Raw genomic sequence first — 22,138 nt, 5'->3', positions numbered from 1 at the left:
CAACAGTCTCATATCATATTATACTTTAAACCTAGATATCAATTCATGCAATTCATTTGAAATATTTTTAAGCTTTTCGGTAGTTCCAGATATATCCTCCATGATACTATTTTGTTCTTCCATAGTTGCAGATACTTGTTGTGTAGAAGCTGCTGACTCCTGTGATATAGACGCTATGTCTTGAATTGAGTCTATAACAGTCTCTTTATTGATATTAACCATATTGATTTCATTAATGAGTTTAGCAATAAGATCTGTCATTTTTATAATAGAATTCTCAATAATTTTAAAAGCATCTAAGGATTCTTTCATGAAGTTATTAGCCTCTTTAGTTACTTTTTCAGAGTTCTCCATGTTTAGTTTTGTAGTTTGAATTTCAGTTTGAATTTCTTTTATAACATCTGAAATTTCTTTTGTAGATAAAGCCGTTTGTTCAGAAAGTGTTCTTACTTCTTCAGCTACTACTGAAAAGCCTTTTCCGTACTCACCAGCACGAGCTGCCTCAATAGCTGCATTTAAGGCAAGTAAATTTGTTTGTTCAGCAATTGATTCTATTACATTTATTATATCTCCTATAGAATTAGATTTTTTAGATAGATAAGAGATATTTTTAGATACTTTAGATATAGCAGTGTTGTTATCTTCAAGTTTTGAGTTTAACTTTTCTACAGATTCAAGTCCTTTTATATTTGCTTGATTGGTTAAATACGAATACTTCATTGCTTCATCTGCACTGCTAACTATAATATCTATATCCTTTGATAAATCGTTTAGCTTTTGCAAACCCTCTTCAGATCTTTTAGCTTGAACAATAGCTCCATTAGCTAATTCTTCAGTAGTTTTAGTTACTTGTTCTATAGAACAAACTGTTTGTCCTATAGAATCTGCTGTTAAGCTTGTACAATTTAGCACTTCAGTTGAATTATCTTTCAAGGTAATAATTGCATCTTGAAGCTCTTTTTCTAAAGCTATTACTGCTCTAGATATGCTTCCTATTTCATCTTTCTTATTTAACATTTTTTTGAATTCAATATCATTGCTGTGAGTGAAATCTAAATTCTTTATTTTATTTATTGAGTTAGTTATAGTTATTATAGGGTTAGATATTCTTTCGCCAATCAACATTGTAAATGCTAAAGATAATAGCAAACACATTATAGTTATTATAACAAAGGACCAGATTAATTTATTTAGTGGTTTATTAAATTCGTTAACGGGAATAGCAAAACCTACAGTCCATTTTGTTGCATCTATTTTAGAAGCTATAAAATATTTATTTTGACCATCATAATCCTTTATAATTAAAGCTTGTTTATTGTTTCTAGCATCTAAAATTTTCATATATTGACCATTTGAAATTTTATTTAAATTTTTGAGTTCTTTTTCTTTTGGTTGAAAATCCTTATTGGGGTGTACAATAATATTATTGTCAGAGTCTATCAAAAATGAGTAACTATTGTCCACTGGTTTAGCCTTTTGGAGTACGTCAGTAATAACACCTAAATTAATATCCGTACTTACTACTCCAATTACTTTACCATCTCTTGATATTGGTCTAGCTATAGCGATTACCATTTTATTTGTTGTCATATCCAAATATGGAGCAGAATAAATTAAAGTATTTTTTTCCATAGCGGTTTTGTACCAAATCCTTTGAGTGCAATCATAATCTGCTGGTGGAACCCAACCAGAACCATCTAACATTTTTTTGTTTGTTAATCCTATATACACATCAGAAGTATTAGGGTTACTTTTTATCTTAGATTGAAGATAAGAAAGAACTTGACTCTCTTCAAAGTTACTACTTGATTCTATGCTATAAGCAATTTCGTTAAGTATTTTTGCTTGTCCATCAAGCCAACCATTGATCATTTCAGAGTATCTATCAGAAGATGCTAGTATTTTAGCACTAGCTTCTTTGGTTATTATATTATAAGACATAAAATAGCTTACAAGAGATAATACGATAATCATGCTGATGGAAAGTAACGAAACTACAGCAATAATTTTTGTTTTTATGCTTTTCAAAATATCACCACCTATAAAAATATGTTGTAATTATATGTGTATATATTAGAATTCTGAGAATTTGTAAAAGGATTAAGTGTTAAGTGACGAAATTGTCTAACTATTCTAAGGCTATATACTAATTCTAATCAGCATTGAATGTTATTGATAGTTAACGGAAAAAATTATATTATAAATATAACATATATAATTTGCATAAATCAATGTTCTTGAAATTGCAATATGTATTTAGATATAATTGCATTTGATTGCGTATAACCTTGAAAAATCTAACACTTTTAGATAATGAAAATTTAATTGTCTAATTAAATAAAAAGGCCGCTTCGTTAATGAGGCGGCTTTCTTAATATTTAGAATTTAGTTTTGTGTTTTGAAAAATGGACGATTGCCCAAATAATCATTATAATGAGTAAAGGGCCACCAAATACAAATTTAAATATAATAGAGATAATAGAAAAGACTAGTCCAATAGCAATAACAACAGCTATTATAGGGAGAGCTGCGATACCAAGGGCAAATACTACTGCTCCCAATATTATTAATGGAACAAGAAATAATAAAGTTAACATAATTTATACCTCCAATTTATATATGAACTAATTAATAAAAATATTGATTTTACGTAAATAACACTTTATTATATAGTATATATTACAATATAATAAAGAAATAATAAACACTTATTTAGGGCGGATTTTTTTTATTTAACTCGAATTAAGTCCATTTATAAAGAGTTTCTCTATATATCTTTATGAAGCTAAATCTTTCTATATTTATCTAATGAAACTCTTCTTCCTTGTGTCAGATGAGTACTCACTGAGTAAGCGACTATCACTAAATAATAGATTTAGGATATCTACTTAAATATAATAATTTTAAATTTTATTTAATCTTGTAACATAATTGTCACATAAACATTGTATAATAAAATTAGCTCATTAAAATTAAATCATTTCCTAGTTCTTGTAGAGGTATATATTTATATATACCTCTATTTTTTTCATTGTATTGTAGTAGTCTATAGAATTTGTTAAAATAAAGTGAAACTCTAATTAAAAACATTTGCAATTTGTTTAGAATTTCTATTTTAATAAGAGGAGCTTAAAATGAAAGATAAGAAGAAGGCTAATAAGCATAGATTTTTAATTATTTTAATGTTTTTAGGTTTGATGTTCTTCTCTCTAATAGGACGGCTTTTTTATTTAATGGTAACAACAGGAGATAAGTATAAAGCTATAGCCTATGCACAACAAAAAAGCGAGATACAAATTAATGCTAAACGTGGAAGAATATTGGACAGAAGTGATAATGAATTGGCAATAAGTGTAAATGTATATCAGGTGGACTTAGATTTAATAACTCTAAAATTAACTTTATCTCAAAAGAAGATGACTTTTGATGATTTAGCGAATAAGTTGGTTCCAATAATCAGTATGAAAAAAGAAGAGATATTAAAGATATTAAACACAACTTTGCCTAATGGATTGCCAGCTAGTTCTGCTATATTGAAAAGGCAGGTAGAGCAATCAGAAATAGATAAAATAAAAGCTTTAAATATAAGGGGAATAGTTATTGCATCGGATACAAAAAGATATTATACAAATAATAATTTTTTATCTGTCGTACTAGGAAAATTGAACTATGATGGTAAGGGGATTTCAGGTGTTGAACTTGCTTATGATAAAGAACTTTTAGGTACACCAGGAAGTATTAGTTATGAAAAAGATGTAAAAAACAATCAATTACCTTATGAAGATCAGCAATATGTAAATCCTGTAGATGGTAAAGATATTGTATTGACAATAGATGAGACAATTCAGGATTATATAGAAAAGGCAGCAGAAAAGGCATTAAATGACAATAAGGCAAAAGCTGTAAATATTATGGTCATGAATCCTAAAAATGGAGAAATATTGGCGATGACGAGCAAAGCTGCAAATGATCAAGATAAATCTAAAGATGTAAATAGTCTTTGGAAAAATCCTTCTGTTCAAGATACTTTTGAACCAGGATCAATTTTTAAAGTTGTAACTGCAGCAGCAGCTTTAGAGTATAACATAGGAGTTAATGATGGATATGTTTGCGGAGGAAGTATAAAAATAGGAGGTACAACCATTCACTGCTGGGATTTAAATGGTCATGGTAATGAGAGTTTTGTGGATATAATAAAAAATTCCTGCAATATAGGTTTTGTACAATTAGGCACTAAAATTGGAAAGGACAAGCTCATAGCGTTTGCTCGAAAAATGGGATTCGGTCAAAAGACAGGCATCGACCTGCCAGGAGAGTCACCTGGAATATTGAGAAAGCCAAGCCAGATAAATGCGGTGGATTTATCAACAATAGCCTTTGGGCAAGGTCTCGGGGTTACTCAAGTTCAATATATGGCAGCCTTTAATACCATAGCTAATGGCGGAACATGGATAAAGCCTCATATTATGAAGAATATAGTTCATACAGATGAAAGTGGTAAAATTATTGTAGATAAGAATTTTAGCGATTATAATAAGAAAAAAGTTTTTGATACAGGGTTATCTGCAACATTGAGATCGGACTTAGAAAAGGTAGTTACAGAAGGTGTTGGTAAAAACGCTTTTGTAGATGGATTAAATGTTGGAGGAAAAACAGGTACTGCTCAGGTAATAGACCCTGCTACTGGTAGATATGCGGAGGGCAAATATATGTCATCTTTTGCGGGAATGGCACCAGCGAGTGATCCTAAAGTGACACTTTTAGTAAGTATAGATGAACCAAGCAGTGGAAGCTACTATGCGGGAGATGTTTCTGCTCCGGTAGCAAGAGATTTGTTTAAACAAATATTTAATTATATTACTATTAAGGGTGAGGGAAATGTACTAGGTAATTAGTATAATAAAAAGCTGTTGCGCTAAGAAATTAGTGTAACAGCTTTTTATTGCAAAAATATTTAAAATTACTGAGCTACTTTTTGCAATCTTTCGTATTAAACATAAAAGACTATAAAATTAAGGGAGGTTTTAAAATGGAGAATAATTTGTTTAGAAAGAGCTCGATTGAACGTATTTCTTCGCCAGAGCAGTTGAATGATTATTTAAAAGTCACAAATATAAGTGTATGGTGCATATTAGGAGCACTTTTTGCATTATTATTTGGAGTTATGATATGGGCATTTACTGGAAGTATTCCTGAAACGGTGAAAATAAGTGGGGTAGCTTATTCAGCTGCAAGTAATGCAGATAAAGTTTATTGTTACGTACCACTTGGAACATCCAAAAGACTTGAAGAGGGTATGGAGGTGCAGGTATCACCAGACTATGCATCAAGGTCTGAATATGGATATATATATGGCAAGATTGAGAGCATTGGCAAGGTTCCTGTAACAGAAAATCAAATAATCCAGACTTTTGGAAGTTTGAAATATTTACAAGGAATTATTCCAGATGGAAATGTGATAGAAGTTAAAATGGTGCTTGGTAAAAATGGAAAATCCTTGAAGTGGTCCAATATAAAGGGTGAAAAAGTACTTTTGACAAGTGGTTCAAGATGTAATGTGCTAATCATAACAAAAGAGAGGAAGCCCTATGAATTGCTGATAAATAAAGATTCATAATTAGAGGGGAGAGAGTTAAAGAATGGGAAAAATAGCAAAAGTGCCTGTTGTTATGCAAATGGAGGCTTTAGAATGTGGAGCAGCTTCATTATGTATGATTCTCGCATATCATGGTAAATGGTTGCCACTTGAGCAGGTTCGTTCTGATTGTGGAGTATCACGTGATGGTTCTAGTGCTAAAAATGTAGTAATGGCAGCAAGATCCTATGGCCTTAAAGCAGAAGGCTACCGCATGGAGCCAGAAGCACTTAAAAATATCACACTGCCAGCAATTATACATTGGAATTTTAATCACTTTGTTGTGCTTAGTGGTTTTAAAAAGGATAAGGTAGTACTTAATGATCCTGCAAGAGGAATAGTAGAGGTTTCTAATGATGAGTTTGATAAGGCTTTTACGGGAATTGTTTTAAAATTCGAAAAAACTAGTGAATTTGTTTCTGAAGGCAAGCCTAAAAGTGTATGGGAATTTGCTAAAAAAAGACTGAAGGGTACATTACCACAATTTATTTTCGTTGTTTTGACAGGAATTTTAGTGTCCGTAGTTGGAATTGTAACACCTTTATATTCTAAAATATTTATGGATAACATTATAACAGGTAAAAATCCAGAGTGGTTTATTTCTTTTATTATAGCAATGATAATTACACTAATTGTCTCAGCTATTGTTTCAGCAATTGAAGGTATATGCTGGCTTAAGATTGAGGGAAAGTTTGCAATTGTTGCCAACGCAGAATTTATGTGGCATGTGCTTAGGTTACCAATAGAATTTTTTTCCCAGCGATATGCAGGAGATATAGTATCAAGACAATATTCAAACGAGCAAATAGCAAGCTCCTTAATTCGTAAGCTGGCACCAGTATTTATGAATATATGCTTACTTATATTTTACTTAACCATAATGATTAACTATAGCTTGATGCTTACTATTATTGGAGTTTTAACTGCATTTGTAAATCTTTTTGTTATGAGATATTCAAGCAAAAAGCAAATGAACTTTAGCAGAGCTGCAATGAGAGATGGTGGAAAGCTCACAGCTGCAACTATGGCAGGAATTGAGATGATAGAGACTATTAAAGCAAGTGGTGCAGAAAATGGTTTTTTTGAGCGTTGGGCGGGTTTCTATGCTAATCAACAAAATGCACAGACTCAAATATCCAAATTTAACTATTATGTTGGTACCATTCCTAGTGTATTACAGCAATGCAGCAATATACTAGTACTAATGGCAGGAGTTTATATGATACTGGATGGTAAATTTACTATTGGTATGCTTATTGCTTTTCAAGGTTTTTTAGGATCTTTTTTATCACCAGTGAATCAGCTTATGTCGGTAAATCAATCCTTTATAATGATGCGTTCATCCATGGAACGTGTAGAAGATGTTATGAATTATAAAACAGAAAGCTTTGAAGCTGATGTTTGTAATCAAGAGAAGCAGCAATTAAAAGAAGCTGATGAGTCAGGTAAATTATCAGGTTTGCTTGAAATAAAAAATGTTACCTTTGGATATAGTAAACTTGATAAACCACTTATCAAGGATTTTTCAATAACTATTAAACCAGGTTCTACGGTGGCCTTTGTAGGAAGCAGTGGTAGTGGTAAATCCACTTTAGCAAAGCTTATTACTGGACTTTATCCTGTATGGGAGGGAGAGATTCTATTTGATGGTAAGAAAAAAGAGCAAATTGATGAGTATACTTATAAAAGTTCAGTTGCTATGGTGGATCAGGATATAACTTTATTTGAAGATACTGTTGCAAGCAATATTCGAATGTGGGATAATTCCATTGAAGATTTTGCAGTAATTATGGCTGCTAGAGATGCAGATATACATGAAACAATTGTATCTAGAGCTGGGGGTTACAATCATCAGATTAAAGAAGGCGGTAAGAATTTTTCCGGAGGACAGCGCCAGCGTTTTGAAATAGCAAGGGTATTATCTCAGGAACCTACTATTATTATTCTTGATGAAGCTACATCAGCATTAGATGCGAAAACTGAGGAGCAGGTTATGAAAAACATCCGTAATATCGGTGCAACCTGTATTGTTATTGCTCATAGACTTTCTACTATTCGTGATTGTGATGAGATTGTAGTACTTAAAAATGGAGAAGTGCAAGAGCGTGGTACTCATGATGAGCTTTATGCAAATAATGGGTTGTATAAAGAGTTGGTGTGCAGTGAATAAGAGTTTAAAATTACAAAGATTTAAAAAATATATAATAAGGAAAATGGTGGTGTCTAAATGAGTTTTAACATTTTTGATGACCAAATAAAACAACGACGAGAGATGGATCAGGAGTTATTCGAAGGTGCCTTCTGCCACCTATCAGATATAATTAAACAGAAGTCACATAGCACTAGTGATGCTGTTAGTGAAGAAGAAGCAAAAGTTGCTATTTCAGAGGTATTAAAATTACTTGGAGCTGTTATACCAGAAGTTCCAGAGAGCATTAAAGATATAAATGCACAAATGGAGTACATGCTTCGTCCATCTGGAGTGATGCGAAGAAGAGTGGAACTTGTTGGCTTTTGGTGGAAGGATGCAATTGGTATAATGCTTGGAAGCACAATTGATGGTAAAACAATAGTACTTAAACCATCAAAAATTTTGGGTTATGAGTATACTGACCCAAAAACAAATAAGGTAGTTAAAGTAAATAAAAAAACAGCAAAAGATATAAATACAGATGCATTTGTATTTTATAGACCATTTCCAGCTAAGAAACTGTCTATTGTTGATTTGGGGATTTACATGCTAAAAAGTATAAATTTATCTGATATAGTGCTTATTTTAGGAAGCAGTCTTTTAGTTTCATTACTAGGATTATTTTTGCCTTACATGAATAAGCAAATTTATGAAAGTGTAATACCTTCGGGTACAAAGAGTGATGTATTTCCTGTGGCAGCACTGTTAATGGGTGCAGTTATAGCTAGCACTTTATTTGGAGTAATAAAAAGTATAGTGCTTGGGAAATTTAGAGATAAGCTAAATATGTCTATTGAATCTGCAGCTATGATGAGATTATTTTCATTACCAGCAACATTTTTTAGAGATTACTCTGCTGGAGAACTTAGCAACCGTTTAATGAACATAAATTCACTCTGCAACACAATTTCAGATGCAGTACTTACAACAGGATTGACAGCTGTTTTTTCACTAGTTTATATTGCTCAAATGGCAAGCTTTGCACCAGCACTTGTAGCACCGGGCATGTTAATAATATTAATTTCCTTGATTTTCTCTGTTCTAACTACCTTTGTGCAGCTTAAGGTTTCAAGAAATCAAATGAAGATATCAGCAAAATTATCAGGAATGGTCTTTGCATTATTTAGCGGAATACAAAAAATAAAGCTTGCAGGAGCTGAGAAAAGAGCTTTTGCAAAATGGGCTGAAGTATATAAACAGGAAGGAAGATTAAGATATTCTCCACCTATGCTTTTAAGACTTAATGCTACAATTTCTGGAGCAATTAGTTTTGGTGGAAGTATATTTTTATATTACTCTGCAGTAGTAAATAAGCTTTCAGTAGCTGATTATATAGCCTTTAATACTGCTTATGGGTCTGTCAGTGGTGCTATAATGTCACTTTCAGGAGTAGCTTTAACTGCTGCCACAATAAAACCTATTATTGAGATGGTTAAACCAATACTTGATACTGTTCCAGAGCTAACTGAGAGTAGAAAGATTGTAACAGCACTTTCAGGGAGTATAGAAATAAATAATCTTACTTTTAGATATGACAAAGATGGACCAGCTATAATTGATAATCTAAGTCTTAAGATTCGTCCAGGGGAATATGTGGCGGTAGTTGGAAAAACTGGATGTGGTAAGTCTACGTTAATGAGGTTACTGCTTGGTTTTGAAAAAGCTGAAACAGGAGCTATTTATTATGATGGACAAGATATAGAGAAACTAGATGTACGTTCAGTTAGGCAATGTATAGGGGTTGATCTTCAAAATGGAAAACTTTTTTCAGGAGATATTTTTTCTAATATTATTGTAACCGCACCTTGGAAAACACTTGATGATGCCTGGGAAGCAGCAAGAATGGCCGGTATGGAGGAAGATATTAAAGCTATGCCTATGGGGATGCATACCATGCTAAGTGAAGGAAGCGGAGGTATATCTGGAGGGCAAAAACAAAGGCTTTTAATAGCAAGAGCCATTGTATCAAAACCTAAAATACTGTTTTTTGATGAAGCTACATCAGCTCTTGATAATATTACTCAGAAGAAGGTATCAGATAGTATTTCGGAATTGAAATGTACAAGACTTGTTATAGCGCATAGACTTTCAACTATAAGGCATTGTAATAGAATAATAGTTCTGAAAAATGGGAAAGTTGTAGAGGAAGGAGACTATGATAAGCTGATGGAGAAAAAGGGATTGTTTTATGAGATGGCAGTTAGACAAACGGTGGATTAAGAATTTATAATACAAGACCTTGTAAGGAGGTAAAAAAATGTTTGGATTTATAAAATGTGATTTTTCTAAGGAAGCTAAATTCAAGGATAAACTTTTTCTGAAAATGAAGTATGCATATGAAAAATCTAAGAGAGAAGTAATAGAATTGTCAGATGACGATTTAGATTCAATATCTGCAGCAGCTAATAAACCTGAAATATGTCCATTTATCGATAGAAAGTGTAAAAAGTGTGAAAATTATATTGAGAGTAATAGTAAAACAAATTGCTGTAGAATTAATTACACAAAAAATTCTTGATGAAGTAAAATAAAAAAGGAATTAAATAAATAGGATTATATTAAGGCATTGTAGAGTTTAAATAGGAGTGGAGATAAGCATGGAAATAAAAGAAATATCATTTTTAACGTATATGTTAAAATGCAGGACTTTTTCAACACTTCTTTCGGATTATCATGTGCGAAATGCAGTGAGCATAAATGGTACAAGTTTACTTGCTGCTTATACCGATGGTGAAGATAGTGATATACTAGGTTTTTGTGTTCTAAATAAAAGTGAGGCTAAATATATTAAACTTGATTATTTATTAGTTAGAGAGGAAGAACGCGGAAAGGGTATTGGTAAAGAATTATTAGTAGCTGCTATTAATTATGCAAAGAAACAAGGGGATTTAGGTATATTGGCTCGAATTGTAATTAATGATAAAGAAAAGGAAGACTTAGTTGAAGCGGGCAGTAGGGAGAGTATAATTGCAGAAAAATTGTTGGTTAATTGTGGCTTTAAAATTAAAACAACTTCTAAAATTCTTAGGTGTACTAGGGATGAAAAAACTAAGAATATATGGCATGAGTTTATGGAGAAAAAAGGAGAAAAGCTTATAGCTAGAAGTGAAAGACATGGTTTTAGTGCAGTTTCATTTGCAAAGGCTGGGAGACTTATAGATAATTTGAAGGAAAGAATAGAAGAAGAGTTTCCAAAAGAATTAAATCTTAAACATTATATAGACAATCCAGTCGATAGGCTTGTACCAGAATTAAGTTTTATAGCTGTAAAAAATGATATTCCGATTGCCTATTGTATTGTTACAACAAGTGATGGAAAGACAGTAGTGTTTCAACAGCTATCAGTGGCTTTGAAATATAAGAGAACAGGTGTATTTCTACTTCCATTTCAGGAATTTATGGAACAATTCTTTTTACAAAATATTTATAAGAAGATTTCTTATATGGTGCTTGATGTAAATAAGGAAATGATTAGTCTTGTAAATGGATTTTTAAATCCATTTATTGAAAGTAAAAAAACACAAAATTTTTATATGCTTGAGATTAAGTAAAATTTATAAAAATTTGAGCTACTATTAAAAGTGCTTCGTATAAATAAGTGTCTAGGAAAATTAGATTAAAAGTTTATTATTAAAAAGCAGGAGGTAATAATATGGAAATTCAAAAATTATTAGAAAATTTAGGTGAAAACAAAGAAAGTATTGTAAAGGAAGCTGTAAAGTGTAAAAGTGTTGAAGAAATTTTAGTTCTTGCAAGTAGAAATAATATGTCAATTAGCGAAGAGGAAGCTAAAGAAATATTTGCTAAACTACAACCGAAAAGTGGTGCACTATCAGATGATGAGCTTGATGCAGTTTCTGGAGGAAGTGACAAAGGTCCGTCGTGTTGGGATATGGACGTAATAGTATAAAACTAAACTCTAGACAAGCATAGATTTAATAAAAGATATAAAGTTCTAATCAACATTTATTATAAAACAAAAAAGAGGTGCGTATAGTAAATTAAAAAATTGCTATAAACATCTCTTTTTGTTTTAACAAATATTTTGAAATTAAACACACTTAGATAATACAGTCTCTATTTTTCAAAGTTAGAAATAAATTATTATGAGTAATGAGAGTATGTATATTGTACCAAAGTACAATATACATTATTTAAATAAATTGCTACAATTAATTCTAAATGTTATTTATTAGAAAATTATGGGTCGTTTTTGAAACTTATATAAATTACTATAAATAAATATAAGTAAAAGTATTTGCAGTTGATTAAACACTAGTGAAATAAAGGAGGATAAAATATGAATGAATTTTCTCACTCAGACAATCTTGAAAATATATATGAGTATTATTTTCCCAGAGTGTATAATTATGTATTTTATCGTATATTAAGTAAAGAACAGACTGAAGATATTGTAAGTGATATTTTTCTGAAGGTTGCTGAGAATGTATTTCGCTTTGATGCAAAAAAAGCAAATTTTAATACATGGATATTTACTATTGTTAGAAATACATTAATTGATTATTATAGGTTAAGAAAAATACATATATCAATAGATGATGAAGAAAATAATGTAGATCCTTCAATAGATTTTGAGGAGCAGTGTAAGCTTATTGAGGATGAAATGCTAAAAGAATTATATAAGGCATTAACTAAAATTGATAATAGGACAAGACTTATTATTGTATTAAAACATTTTGAAGGCCTTACTAACCGTGAGATATCAAAACGAATGGATATAAACGAAAGTACTGTTTCTTCAATTTACATAAGAGGATTAAAAAAACTTCGAGAGATTATAGCTGCATAAAATAATTTTAAATTATTGAGCTACTTTTAAAAACTATTCGTATATATTATTAAAGTGAAATTAGTAGTTAGAAAAGAGGGTTAATAAGAAATGAATAGAAAGATGAATATTGCAGTAGTACATGGAGGAACTTCAAGTGAAAGTGCTATTTCTACACAAAATGCAGGGTATATAGCAAAGTCGCTTGAGGAAAATGGACATGTTGTAAGTTTACTAGAATTCGATGAAAGCATATACACGAACTTACAAAAAAGTAGGCCGCAATTAGTTTTTATAGCGGTACAGGGCAAATATCATGGTGATGGAACCATGCAATCTATTTGTGAGCATTTAAGGTTGCCTTACACTGGTTCTAAGGCTACAGCTGCAGCTATAATTAACGATAAATGTATATGTAAAAAAGTTTGTGCTTGCCATGGTATCAGAACACCTGAGTTTATTTATGTGAATAAACAGGAGTTTTTTTCCACTTCAAAAGAGGAATTATTAGAAGAAATAGAAAAAGTTATGCCTTATCCAGTTGTGGCAAAAGCTATAACCCAAGGTGGAAGTTATGGAATTGAATATATACAGTCAAGAGAGGATTACGAAAAAATAGCACAAACCTTTAAGTTTGACGATGAAATAATAATTGAACGTTTTATAAAGGGAAAATTTGTAACAACTTCAATACTAGAAATAGAAAAAGTACCAACAGCACTACCAACCTTATTATGTGAAAATTTAATTGGCGAGCAAGAGGAACTTGTTTTGTGTAATAAAAGAGTCACTGCAAAAGAAGCAGAAATATCAGCTCAATTAAAAAAGGAACTTGAAAAAGTTTCAATTGATGTATTTAAAATTTTTAATGCAAAAAATTATGCGCGAATTGATTATATGCTTGAGGAGAAAACAAAAATTCCTTATTTTATTGAAATAAACGCAGTACCAGGGTTAACGCCTGATGACAGTTTTTTTCCTCAGGCTGCTGAAAAATATGGCATATCCCTTAATAACTTAGTAGAGATAATTGTTGAAAATGAGTTGTAAAGGGGGTGCATAAACCATGCGGAATCTTAAAATTGGAACTAAAATACTTGTCATTATTTTAATTGTGTCTCTTTCTTCACTGTTTTTCATTGCAGTTGTTTCATATACAGAGATGCTGAATTTAACGAAATATTCAACAGATGCAAATACACAGCTTGGAATAAATTCTTCTGATAGGTCAAAAGAAGCACTTAAAAAGCAAGCTGAGGAGTATATTACTAAAATTGTAAAAGAACAAGCGTTAAAGTCAGACGCAGTACTATCTAAAGTGCAAAGTGAGACTACTTCTATGTCTGAGTATATGACAGCTCTTTATAAAAATGAAAACAACTTTATAGGTAGAAAATTACCAATGGTTTCTGACACAGTTATGGGAGTGGAAAGCTCAAAATATATGCTGCCACCTGGAGTTTTACATACACCTGAGCTTGACAAAGAACTATCTCTTATAAGTAACGCTGAATATATGATTGCGCCTATATTTAAGAACAGTTCTATTTTAGATAATGTATATTTAGGTACAAATACAGGTATTTCCTACCGGTATTCAAAATACAATACATATGATCCTAATTATGATCCAAGAGAGCGTGGATGGTATAAAAGTGCAATGGAAAGTAATGGGGAGCCTATATGGGTAGATACGTATTTAGACTCTTTTGGTACAATTTGTGTTACTAATGCTAAAAGCTTTTATGATGAAAATGGAAAACTGCGAGGAGTTTTAGCTACTGATATTACCCTTAAAAGTATGCAGGATGATATAATATCAATGAAAATTGGTGAAACAGGATATGCATTTTTACTTGATAACAAAGGTAATATTATAGCTCATCCTAATAATAAGAAGATTGACACGACAAAGTCAATAAAAGATGCCACAGGGGACTATTCTAAAGCCCTTAGTGAAATTATAAATGGTACTGAAGGCTTAACAACTGCACATGTAGATGGTAAGCTTTGTTATATAGCATATTATAAACTTCCAACAACAAAGTGGTCTTTGGCTGTTGTTGTTGAGACTGATGAAATTATTAAACCAGCAGTGGATACTCAAAAGAAAATAGATCAATATACAGCGCAGGCACAAGCATATATTACTAAAACCCTTAGTAATGTTTTAGTTCGCTTAGTTATTATATTAGCAGTTTCCGCCATGGTTATTTTAGTGTTTTCTTATCTTCTATCAAAAACCATTACCAATCCTATAAAATTATTGCTTTCAAAGGTTGTAAAAATTGGTGAAGGAGAGCTTGATACTAAAATTGACATTATGGGAAAAGATGAGATAGCAGAATTAGGCTCAGCCTTTAATAAAATGACCATTGATTTGAAGACATATATAGCAAATATTTCAAAAATAACAGCTGAAAAAGAGAGAATAGGTGCAGAACTTGATGTAGCAACAAAAATTCAAGGAAGTATGTTACCGTGTATTTTTCCTGCATTTCCAGATAGAGAGGAATTTGAAATTTATGCAACTATGCTTCCGGCAAAAGAAGTTGGTGGAGATTTTTATGATTTCTTTCTTATAGATGAGGATCATTTAGCAGTGGTTATTGCTGATGTATCTGGTAAAGGAGTACCAGCTGCTTTATTTATGGTGATTGCAAAAACACTTATTAAAAACAATGCACAGAACGCTAAAACTCCAAAGTATGTATTTGAAACAGTTAATAATCAGCTTTGTGAAAATAATGCGGCAGCAATGTTTGTAACTGCCTTTATGGGTGTTTTTGAGGTTAGTACAGGAGAATTTACTTATGTAAATGCAGGTCATAATCCACCACTAATTAAAAAAGCCAATGGGGAATTTCAATGGTTAAAAACTAAACCTGGTTTTGTTTTAGCAGGTATGGAGGATATAGCCTATAAAGAGGATAAGATTATTTTAGAGCAGGGCGATCTTTTATATATGTATACCGATGGTGTAACAGAAGCGGTAAATAGAAATAATGACTTGTTTAGCGATAAAAAGTTACTTTCAGATATCAATAAATGCAAAGAGTGTACCTTAAATGAACTGTTAATGTATATAAAAGATGAAATTGATAAATTTGCAGAGGGGGCAGAGCAAGCAGACGATATTACAATGCTTGCATTGAAAATTAAAAAAGGTAGTGTAAATTATGGAGACTAAAAAGCGAAAGTGTCTTGCAGTTCTTACTTTAGGTGTTATTTTAATTATAGTGCTATTTTTATGGATAACTAATAAAGGACAACCAATAAAAACACAAGTTACACTTAATATAACACTTGTAATTTTAAGTGGTTTTGCGGTTGTTGCTCTTATGTTATTTATCTTCTTTGGAGAGATTTTTAATGAAGATGGCAGCATGCAAAAAAATCAGATAATTTTAATGTTAACAACTGTTATTTGTATTATTCAAATAACTCTTGCTTTTGCTACATATTCTTTTAAACAGCTGGATTTTGAGAATGAATCACTTCAGAAAGCAAAAGGAATTTTTCTTAATATGAAATCCCAAATGCCTGCAGATAACTTTGACATTAAAAAGGTGAAAACTTCTGATGAAATAAGCTCAGTTTATATTATTAATGAAAAAAATATTGTGCAGAATTCCACGGACAAAGCCCAAATTGGGAAAAACATAGAGGTTGATCCATTGAAATCCTATCGGTTCCCCAACGGAAATTTAACCGTTGTTATGGATATCTCTGAGGAATACCAAAAAAAGATGGTTAGAAAAATTCTTTTGGATTTACTAACTGTGCTTATAGCTTCTGTTATCTTAACTTTTGAACTTGTTATTTTTATAATTAAATTTATTGAAGATAAATTTGAAGATAAAGAGGTAAAGGGGAGAAAAAGTTCTTATAAAATGGTAAGGTATGTAAGGCAAATAGCTTTTTTATTCTACTTTTCTTCTCGAATGGCAATAACCTTTATAACAATTATGGCAAAAAATTTAGGTGGAAGTTTTTTTGGTTTTAAAGGCAATGTACTAGCTGGAATACCTCAATCTGCTGAACTTTTATTAACTTGCGTAGCGATTTTTGCTACATCAATAATCATTGAAAAAAAGGGTTGGAAACTTTCCTTTGTTGGTGGCTTATTTGTAGTGGCTCTAGGAACGCTTATGAGTGCATTTTCTACTAATATAGCATTATTTATTATTTCTCGAGGAATTGTGGGATTTGGATATGGCTTTTGTTGGATGACTCTTCGAAACTTTGCTCTTTTTACTAGCAATGATAATGATAAAAGTATTTGTTTTGCAATGCTAAATGCAGGGATTTATGCAGGAATTAATTGTGGAGCAGTTTTTGGTTCTATTCTGGCAGATATAATAGGATATGTACCAGTGCTTATAACTGCTTCGGCTCTTACATTAGTGTGTACTGCAGCAGTATTAGGACTTGAAAATGCAACTTATCAAAGACAAGAGCTGGAAAAACAAGAAGTTGGAAATTCGATTAGTGAAAAATATGACCTTAAGGGTGTTGTAAATATAACATTTTTCATTATACTCATGATTGTGCCTTCTTGTATTCTAGGTTCATATATTGACTATTATGTGCCTATATACTTTACCAATATAGGAAAAATGACTTCGGATATTGGACGTTCACAGCTTATATATGGATTAATAATTGTGTATGTTGGGCCTTATATTGTAAGGTTTTTAAATAAATATCCAAATTTATTTAGATGGAATATAGCCTATAATGTCATATTTTCCCTAGCACTAATATTATTTGGATTAGTGGGAGGATTTGTTCCAGCAATGCTTGCAGTAATGGCTTTAGGAGTTGCTGATAGCTTTGGCTTTGTAGCACAAAATAATTATTTTTTAAATCTTAGAATTGTGAAGCAGTTAGGTGAAAGCCGAGCATTATCTTATATAAGTATTATAAAGAAATTTGCTGCAATGTTAGGCCCTATAGCTTTTGGATTATCCTTTATGGGTGGAGACTTTAGAGGTGTAGCTATACTGGGAATTACATTTGCATTAGCTGTAGTAATTTATGTTTTAATAAGTAAATCAGGAAAATTATTTAGATGGAGGGAAAGCTCATGAAAGAATTGTTTGTAGATGCAGTTATTGATAACTTGGATATGGTAATGGATTTTGTGAATTCTGAACTGGAAACTTATGACTGCAGCATGAAGGTGCAGACTCAAATAGATATTGCCATTGAAGAAATTTTTGTGAATATATCAAGTTATGCATATAAACCTGAAGTTGGACCAGTTACTATTCGTGTGGCAGTGGATAATGAAGTTATAATTGAATTTGAAGATAAAGGAACACCGTATAATCCTATTGAAAAGATAGACCCCGATATTACAAAGTCTATAGAGGAAAGAGAGATTGGGGGACTAGGTATCTTTATGGTAAAAAAAATTATGGATAGTGTTGAATATAAGAACGTTGATAATAAGAACATTTTGATTATACGGAAGGGAATTGAGTAGGTGTATATATTTAATTTAATCAAAAAGAATGGAGAATTATTATGGAGATAAAACAAACCAAAAACGAAGATGCAGTAACCTTAAAACTTTCTGGAAGACTTGATACTGTAACAAGCAGTAAGCTTGGAGAAGAGCTTGAAAAAGTATTTCAGGATGGAAAAATAAATCTTGTATTTGATTTTGAGGCATTAGATTATATAAGTAGTGCAGGACTTAGGGTGCTTCTTATAGCACAAAAGAAAATAAATGCACTTGCTGCAACAATGAAAATAATCAATGCAAATGAAACTGTTAAGGAAGTATTTGATGTAACAGGTTTTTCAGGAATATTGAACATTGAATAAGAAAGTTATAGAGCACAAAAATGAAAACAGAACATATGCATAGCAATCCAGCATATGTTCTGTTTATTTACATTAAAAGTGTTAGGCTCATTTAACCCAATTGTTCTTCTGAAAGTTTTATTCCTTTTGGACAGCATATACCTGAGTATAAATTAGGGTGAGAGACTCTTAAACTCTATAACAATACAATTACCTTGTAGGTAAATAATTTATATATTATAATTATATGAGGAAGAAAGAGGAATTAATTGGTATAAAAATTCTAAATAAGCAAAAAGCCTTAATAAAACTTAATCAAAAAAGGATGGAGGATTATTTATGGAGATAAAACAAATTAAAAACGAAGATGTAGTAACCCTAGCACTTTCTGGAAGACTTGATACAATAACTAGTAGTAAACTTGGAGAAGAGCTTGAAAAAGTATTTCAGGAGGGAAAAATAAACCTTGTATTTGATTTTGAGGCATTAGACTATATAAGCAGTGCAGGTCTTAGGGTGCTTCTTATAGCACAAAAGAAAATAAATGCACTTGCTGCAACAATGAAAATAATTAATGCAAATGAAACTGTCAAGGAAGTATTTGAGGTGACAGGTTTTTCAGGAATATTGAACATTGAGTAAAAAATTTGAATATTATATGATGGACAAGATATAAAAAGCTAGGCTTTAAAATAATGTAATTATAGCCTAGCTTTTTTGTATTGTCTAAGATTTCATATCACTTTGAAAGAAGTTCCATATTGCAATTCCAGGTGCTGTGCAGTAAAAAACATAACCATATTCCTCAATGTGAGGATGACCATCGTAAGGGTGTTTATGCTTTTTTCCTGCAGCTATGTGTTCTAACTGCTCATCTGAAAGCTTCATTTCCTTTGCATTTTCAGTTAACTTTTTATTTTCTATTGACATATTAGATACCTCCTACAATTTTAACTCTATTTGTATATACGAAAGGAGTAGAATAATAGCTCATAAAATATTAAAAATAAAAATATTTGAATATCTTTTGAAATATAAGTATTATAGAATTGCTATTTCTGATATAGATTAAAAATAAAAAGAGAGAAAGAAATTTTTTCTAACTCTCTTTTTATTTTTGAGCTACATTTAAAAGTGTGTCGTATATAAAAATTAAGAAAGCAATTTATGAAATTACATAATTTTTATAAATGTAATTCAAACTGTTTATTATGTTAAAGGATTTAAATGCTTGCAATTACTGAAACCATTCATATATCAAGGAGATAAACTATGAATTAATAATCAAAGATAAAGGAGAGTTGGTATGAAAGAGCATAAAGAGGTTGAACTTAGAACATTACTTGTAATGGAAATGCTGCCTTTGGCCACAGGTTTTGCTGAAAGTGCGGCTAAAGCATTTGGATTAGATGACATGAGAAGTAAGCGACTTGGGTTAGCGGTCGAAGAGCTTTTTGTATTTATTGCGGCACAGGCAAAAGAAGGAGAAACTATGCGTTTGACTGCCAGGTCAGGTGGATATTATGTGGAAATTGCTTGCTTTATTTCACCTCATTCACTGCCAACAAGAGTCATGAATAGAACCGCTGCAGCTAATGTTGAAGATGAGAAATTCCTAGAGGAGATGGGTATATTATTGACAGCCCGAATGGTGGATTGCTTTAAGCTTGTAATGGAGCAGGATAAGGAAATGGGCTTATATTTTTTAGTTGAAAAACAATACCCTGAAATGGTGAACAAATTGTCAATGCCTCCTGAGGCAAACTATAAGATTAATAGTGGTGGACATGAGAATTTAAAACAGTTTGCTCAGCAGGTAATCAATTTTTATGACACAGAAGCTCCAGATTTCTTCCGATTTCCTGGCAAGGTTGTTGATATGGTAGATAGCAGTGAATATGAGACAGTAGTGGCTGTTGATGATAAAGGTAATGTAGGCGGCGGTATGCTGTGGAAGGTCAGCGGCAAGCTGGCTGAAGCATATGGTCCATATGTTTTTAAAGAGGGATTAGCAGCAGATCTAGTGGAGAAAGTTCTTGAAAAATTAGCTCGTTCCAGTGTTAGTGGCATAGTTATTAGAAAACCAACAAAGGAAACTCCTAAGGGCTATTTTGAAGAGTTAGGTATGCCTGTATTTAAAAAAGTACAAGCTCAAAATAATACTGCTATGTATCGTCAACTAGAAGAGGATACAGGGATGGTGGTTTTTGTTGATTCTTCATTAAAGGATTTTGTAGAGAAATCCTATGAACGTCTTCTTCTGCCACGCAGTATCATTTCTGTTAAAGCGGCAGGTGAAAAAAGAGAAGCTTATTCTGTATTTTCAGTGTCAGTGGATAAAAATCAAAAACAGGCTGTTCTTTCAACTTTGGTGGTTGGGGAAGATGCACAGAACGTATTAAAAGAATATATTTTTTCTTTAAAAAAACAGGGATTTAAAGATATATTTTTTGAACTGGATACTGGAAAAGAACTAGAATCTATTTTAGCAGTAGATCTTAAGACTGTGGGATTTGAGCCTTCCTTCCTGTTACCATGTGGTGGACAGGGCGATATTGTTGTATTTGAATATGAGGGAGGCGAATAAATATGCCAAGCAAGTTTCCTCCCCTTAAAGAGCTAGTACCAGCTTATATTAATAAAATTGAGCCGTATATTCCTAGTAAACCTGATGATATATTAAAACAAATGTATAATTGTTCCTTTTTATACCGAATGAACAATAATGAAAATGTACTTGGTCCTCCACCTAAGGCCTTAGAAGCAATCAGAAGTTTTTTGCCAGAGAGAGCGGCTATTTATCCCAGTGGTGATGCTTATCATTTGAGGCAGCGGCTAGGTGAAATTTACGGGCTTTCACCGGATTCCTTTATAGTAGGTAACGGTGCTAACGAAGTTATTGCTTTTGTAATAAAGGCATTCTGTCAGCAAGGAGACAATATTATAACTGCAGATAAAACTTTTGCTGTTTATGAGTGGGTGGCGGACTTTTCAGGTTTTGAAAGTCGATTGGTGCCTCTAAAGGACTATGGCTTTGATGATGAAGCTATGCTAGCAGCAGTAGATAAAAGGACGAAAATTATTTTTGTATGCAATCCAAATAATCCTACAGGAAGTTACTGGAATGAAGAAAAGTTAAGGGCTTTTCTTGATAGGGTAAATGGGCGCCAGATTGTAGTAGTAGATGAAGCTTATGCTGAATTTGCCGAGGCAGAGGATTTTCCAAATGCAATGCAATTAATTGATGAATATCCTAATTTGGTTGTCTTTCGTACTTTTTCTAAAATGTATGCATTGGCGGCGCTTCGTATTGGATACTTAGCAGGAAACCTTGATATTGTAGATGTAATTCGTCGTACATGTATTGTATACTCAGTAAATGTTCTGGCACAGGAAGCGGCTATTGCAGCCTTAGAGGATGATGGCGGTCATATTAAAAGGACTAAGGCATTAATAAAAGAATCTAAGGAATATTTAAAAAAGGAATTAGAGTCAATGGGACTGCATTATGTCTCGGGTGAAGGTAATTATATAATGATTCGTTTACCCTTCAGCGATACGCTGGCATATCGTAAACTCATGAATTTAGGTTACATGGTACGTACCATGACTGGTTTTCGATATCCTAATTATATCAGAGTGACACTGAACAGTCTGTCTGTGATGGAAGGCTTTGTTAGAGCACTGAGAAAGATTATTTAAGCTATCC

At 31.9% G+C, this 22,138-nt stretch carries 19 protein-coding genes; 16 read left to right on the top strand and 3 right to left on the bottom strand.

Going from position 1 to position 22,138, the window contains the following annotated elements; genetic code table 11:
* Positions 1-18: 18 nt before the first annotated feature.
* Together I6U48_RS05970 and I6U48_RS05965 are read right to left on the bottom strand one after the other, a co-directional pair.
* Complete coding sequence (locus I6U48_RS05970; protein WP_218319498.1) at positions 19-2,028, bottom strand: methyl-accepting chemotaxis protein; 2,010 nt, start codon at positions 2,026-2,028, stop codon at positions 19-21.
* Between the two features lie 350 nt (positions 2,029-2,378).
* Positions 2,379-2,597: a hypothetical protein gene (locus tag I6U48_RS05965; protein WP_218319497.1), complete on the bottom strand. Its 219-nt coding sequence runs from the start codon at positions 2,595-2,597 to the stop codon at positions 2,379-2,381.
* 537 nt (positions 2,598-3,134) lie between these two features.
* Between I6U48_RS05965 and I6U48_RS05960 the strand changes: the two genes are divergently transcribed.
* The 14 genes from I6U48_RS05960 to I6U48_RS05895 all read left to right on the top strand — a co-directional run bounded on the left by I6U48_RS05960 (position 3,135) and on the right by I6U48_RS05895 (position 19,071).
* Entirely contained in the window at positions 3,135-4,895 is a 1,761-nt protein-coding gene (locus tag I6U48_RS05960; RefSeq protein WP_218319496.1) for a stage V sporulation protein D, read from the top strand.
* Positions 4,896-5,029: 134 nt separating this feature from the next.
* On the top strand, positions 5,030-5,617 hold the full coding sequence (locus I6U48_RS05955) for a hypothetical protein (protein WP_218319495.1): 588 nt from the start codon (positions 5,030-5,032) through the stop codon (positions 5,615-5,617).
* Positions 5,618-5,639: 22 nt separating this feature from the next.
* Positions 5,640-7,805 (top strand): NHLP family bacteriocin export ABC transporter peptidase/permease/ATPase subunit, encoded by a 2,166-nt coding sequence (locus I6U48_RS05950; RefSeq protein ID WP_218319494.1) that lies wholly within the window; start codon positions 5,640-5,642, stop codon positions 7,803-7,805.
* A 57-nt stretch (positions 7,806-7,862) separates the two neighbouring features.
* On the top strand, positions 7,863-10,046 hold the full coding sequence (locus I6U48_RS05945; RefSeq protein WP_218319493.1) for an NHLP bacteriocin export ABC transporter permease/ATPase subunit: 2,184 nt from the start codon (positions 7,863-7,865) through the stop codon (positions 10,044-10,046).
* Between the two features lie 37 nt (positions 10,047-10,083).
* Positions 10,084-10,344, top strand: coding sequence for a hypothetical protein (locus I6U48_RS05940; protein WP_218319492.1), 261 nt, complete (start codon positions 10,084-10,086; stop codon positions 10,342-10,344).
* Between the two features lie 79 nt (positions 10,345-10,423).
* Positions 10,424-11,377, top strand: coding sequence for a GNAT family N-acetyltransferase (locus tag I6U48_RS05935; protein ID WP_218319491.1), 954 nt, complete (start codon positions 10,424-10,426; stop codon positions 11,375-11,377).
* A gap of 101 nt (positions 11,378-11,478) precedes the next feature.
* Positions 11,479-11,736, top strand: a complete 258-nt coding sequence (locus I6U48_RS05930; RefSeq protein ID WP_218319490.1) for a hypothetical protein — start codon at positions 11,479-11,481, stop codon at positions 11,734-11,736.
* Positions 11,737-12,126: 390 nt separating this feature from the next.
* Positions 12,127-12,636 (top strand): RNA polymerase sigma factor, encoded by a 510-nt coding sequence (locus I6U48_RS05925; protein WP_218319489.1) that lies wholly within the window; start codon positions 12,127-12,129, stop codon positions 12,634-12,636.
* Positions 12,637-12,726: 90 nt separating this feature from the next.
* Positions 12,727-13,665 carry a D-alanine--D-alanine ligase family protein gene (locus I6U48_RS05920; protein ID WP_218319488.1) on the top strand — a complete coding sequence of 313 codons (939 nt, stop codon included), beginning with the start codon at positions 12,727-12,729 and terminating at the stop codon, positions 13,663-13,665.
* A 16-nt stretch (positions 13,666-13,681) separates the two neighbouring features.
* A complete protein-coding gene (locus tag I6U48_RS05915; protein WP_218319487.1) occupies positions 13,682-15,805 on the top strand; it encodes a SpoIIE family protein phosphatase in 2,124 nt (707 codons plus the stop codon).
* Positions 15,795-17,708: an MFS transporter gene (locus I6U48_RS05910; RefSeq protein WP_218319486.1), complete on the top strand. Its 1,914-nt coding sequence runs from the start codon at positions 15,795-15,797 to the stop codon at positions 17,706-17,708. The genes I6U48_RS05915 and I6U48_RS05910 overlap by 11 nt, the downstream gene beginning before the upstream one ends.
* Entirely contained in the window at positions 17,705-18,106 is a 402-nt protein-coding gene (locus I6U48_RS05905) for an ATP-binding protein (protein WP_218319485.1), read from the top strand. Before I6U48_RS05910 ends, I6U48_RS05905 begins: the two co-directional genes overlap by 4 nt.
* Positions 18,107-18,147: 41 nt before the next feature.
* Positions 18,148-18,450, top strand: coding sequence for an STAS domain-containing protein (locus I6U48_RS05900; protein WP_218319484.1), 303 nt, complete (start codon positions 18,148-18,150; stop codon positions 18,448-18,450).
* Between the two features lie 318 nt (positions 18,451-18,768).
* On the top strand, positions 18,769-19,071 hold the full coding sequence (locus I6U48_RS05895; protein ID WP_218319483.1) for an STAS domain-containing protein: 303 nt from the start codon (positions 18,769-18,771) through the stop codon (positions 19,069-19,071).
* An 84-nt stretch (positions 19,072-19,155) separates the two neighbouring features.
* Here the strand turns inward: I6U48_RS05895 and I6U48_RS05890 are convergent, their stop codons facing one another.
* Positions 19,156-19,359 (bottom strand): hypothetical protein, encoded by a 204-nt coding sequence (locus I6U48_RS05890; protein WP_218319482.1) that lies wholly within the window; start codon positions 19,357-19,359, stop codon positions 19,156-19,158.
* Positions 19,360-19,735: 376 nt separating this feature from the next.
* Between I6U48_RS05890 and I6U48_RS05885 the strand changes: the two genes are divergently transcribed.
* The gene (locus tag I6U48_RS05885) at positions 19,736-21,016 is read left to right on the top strand and encodes an ATP-binding protein (protein ID WP_218319481.1); all 1,281 of its coding nucleotides are present in this window, start codon (positions 19,736-19,738) and stop codon (positions 21,014-21,016) included.
* Between the two features lie 2 nt (positions 21,017-21,018).
* Positions 21,019-22,131: a histidinol-phosphate transaminase gene (gene hisC, locus I6U48_RS05880; RefSeq protein WP_218319480.1), complete on the top strand. Its 1,113-nt coding sequence runs from the start codon at positions 21,019-21,021 to the stop codon at positions 22,129-22,131.
* Positions 22,132-22,138 lie beyond the last annotated feature (7 nt).

This window comes from Clostridium thailandense (assembly GCF_019207025.1).
Classification (GTDB): domain Bacteria; phylum Bacillota; class Clostridia; order Clostridiales; family Clostridiaceae; genus Clostridium_AM; species Clostridium_AM thailandense.
Note: the sequence above shows the minus strand (reverse complement) of the source record. Positions and strands in the feature narration are given on the sequence as shown.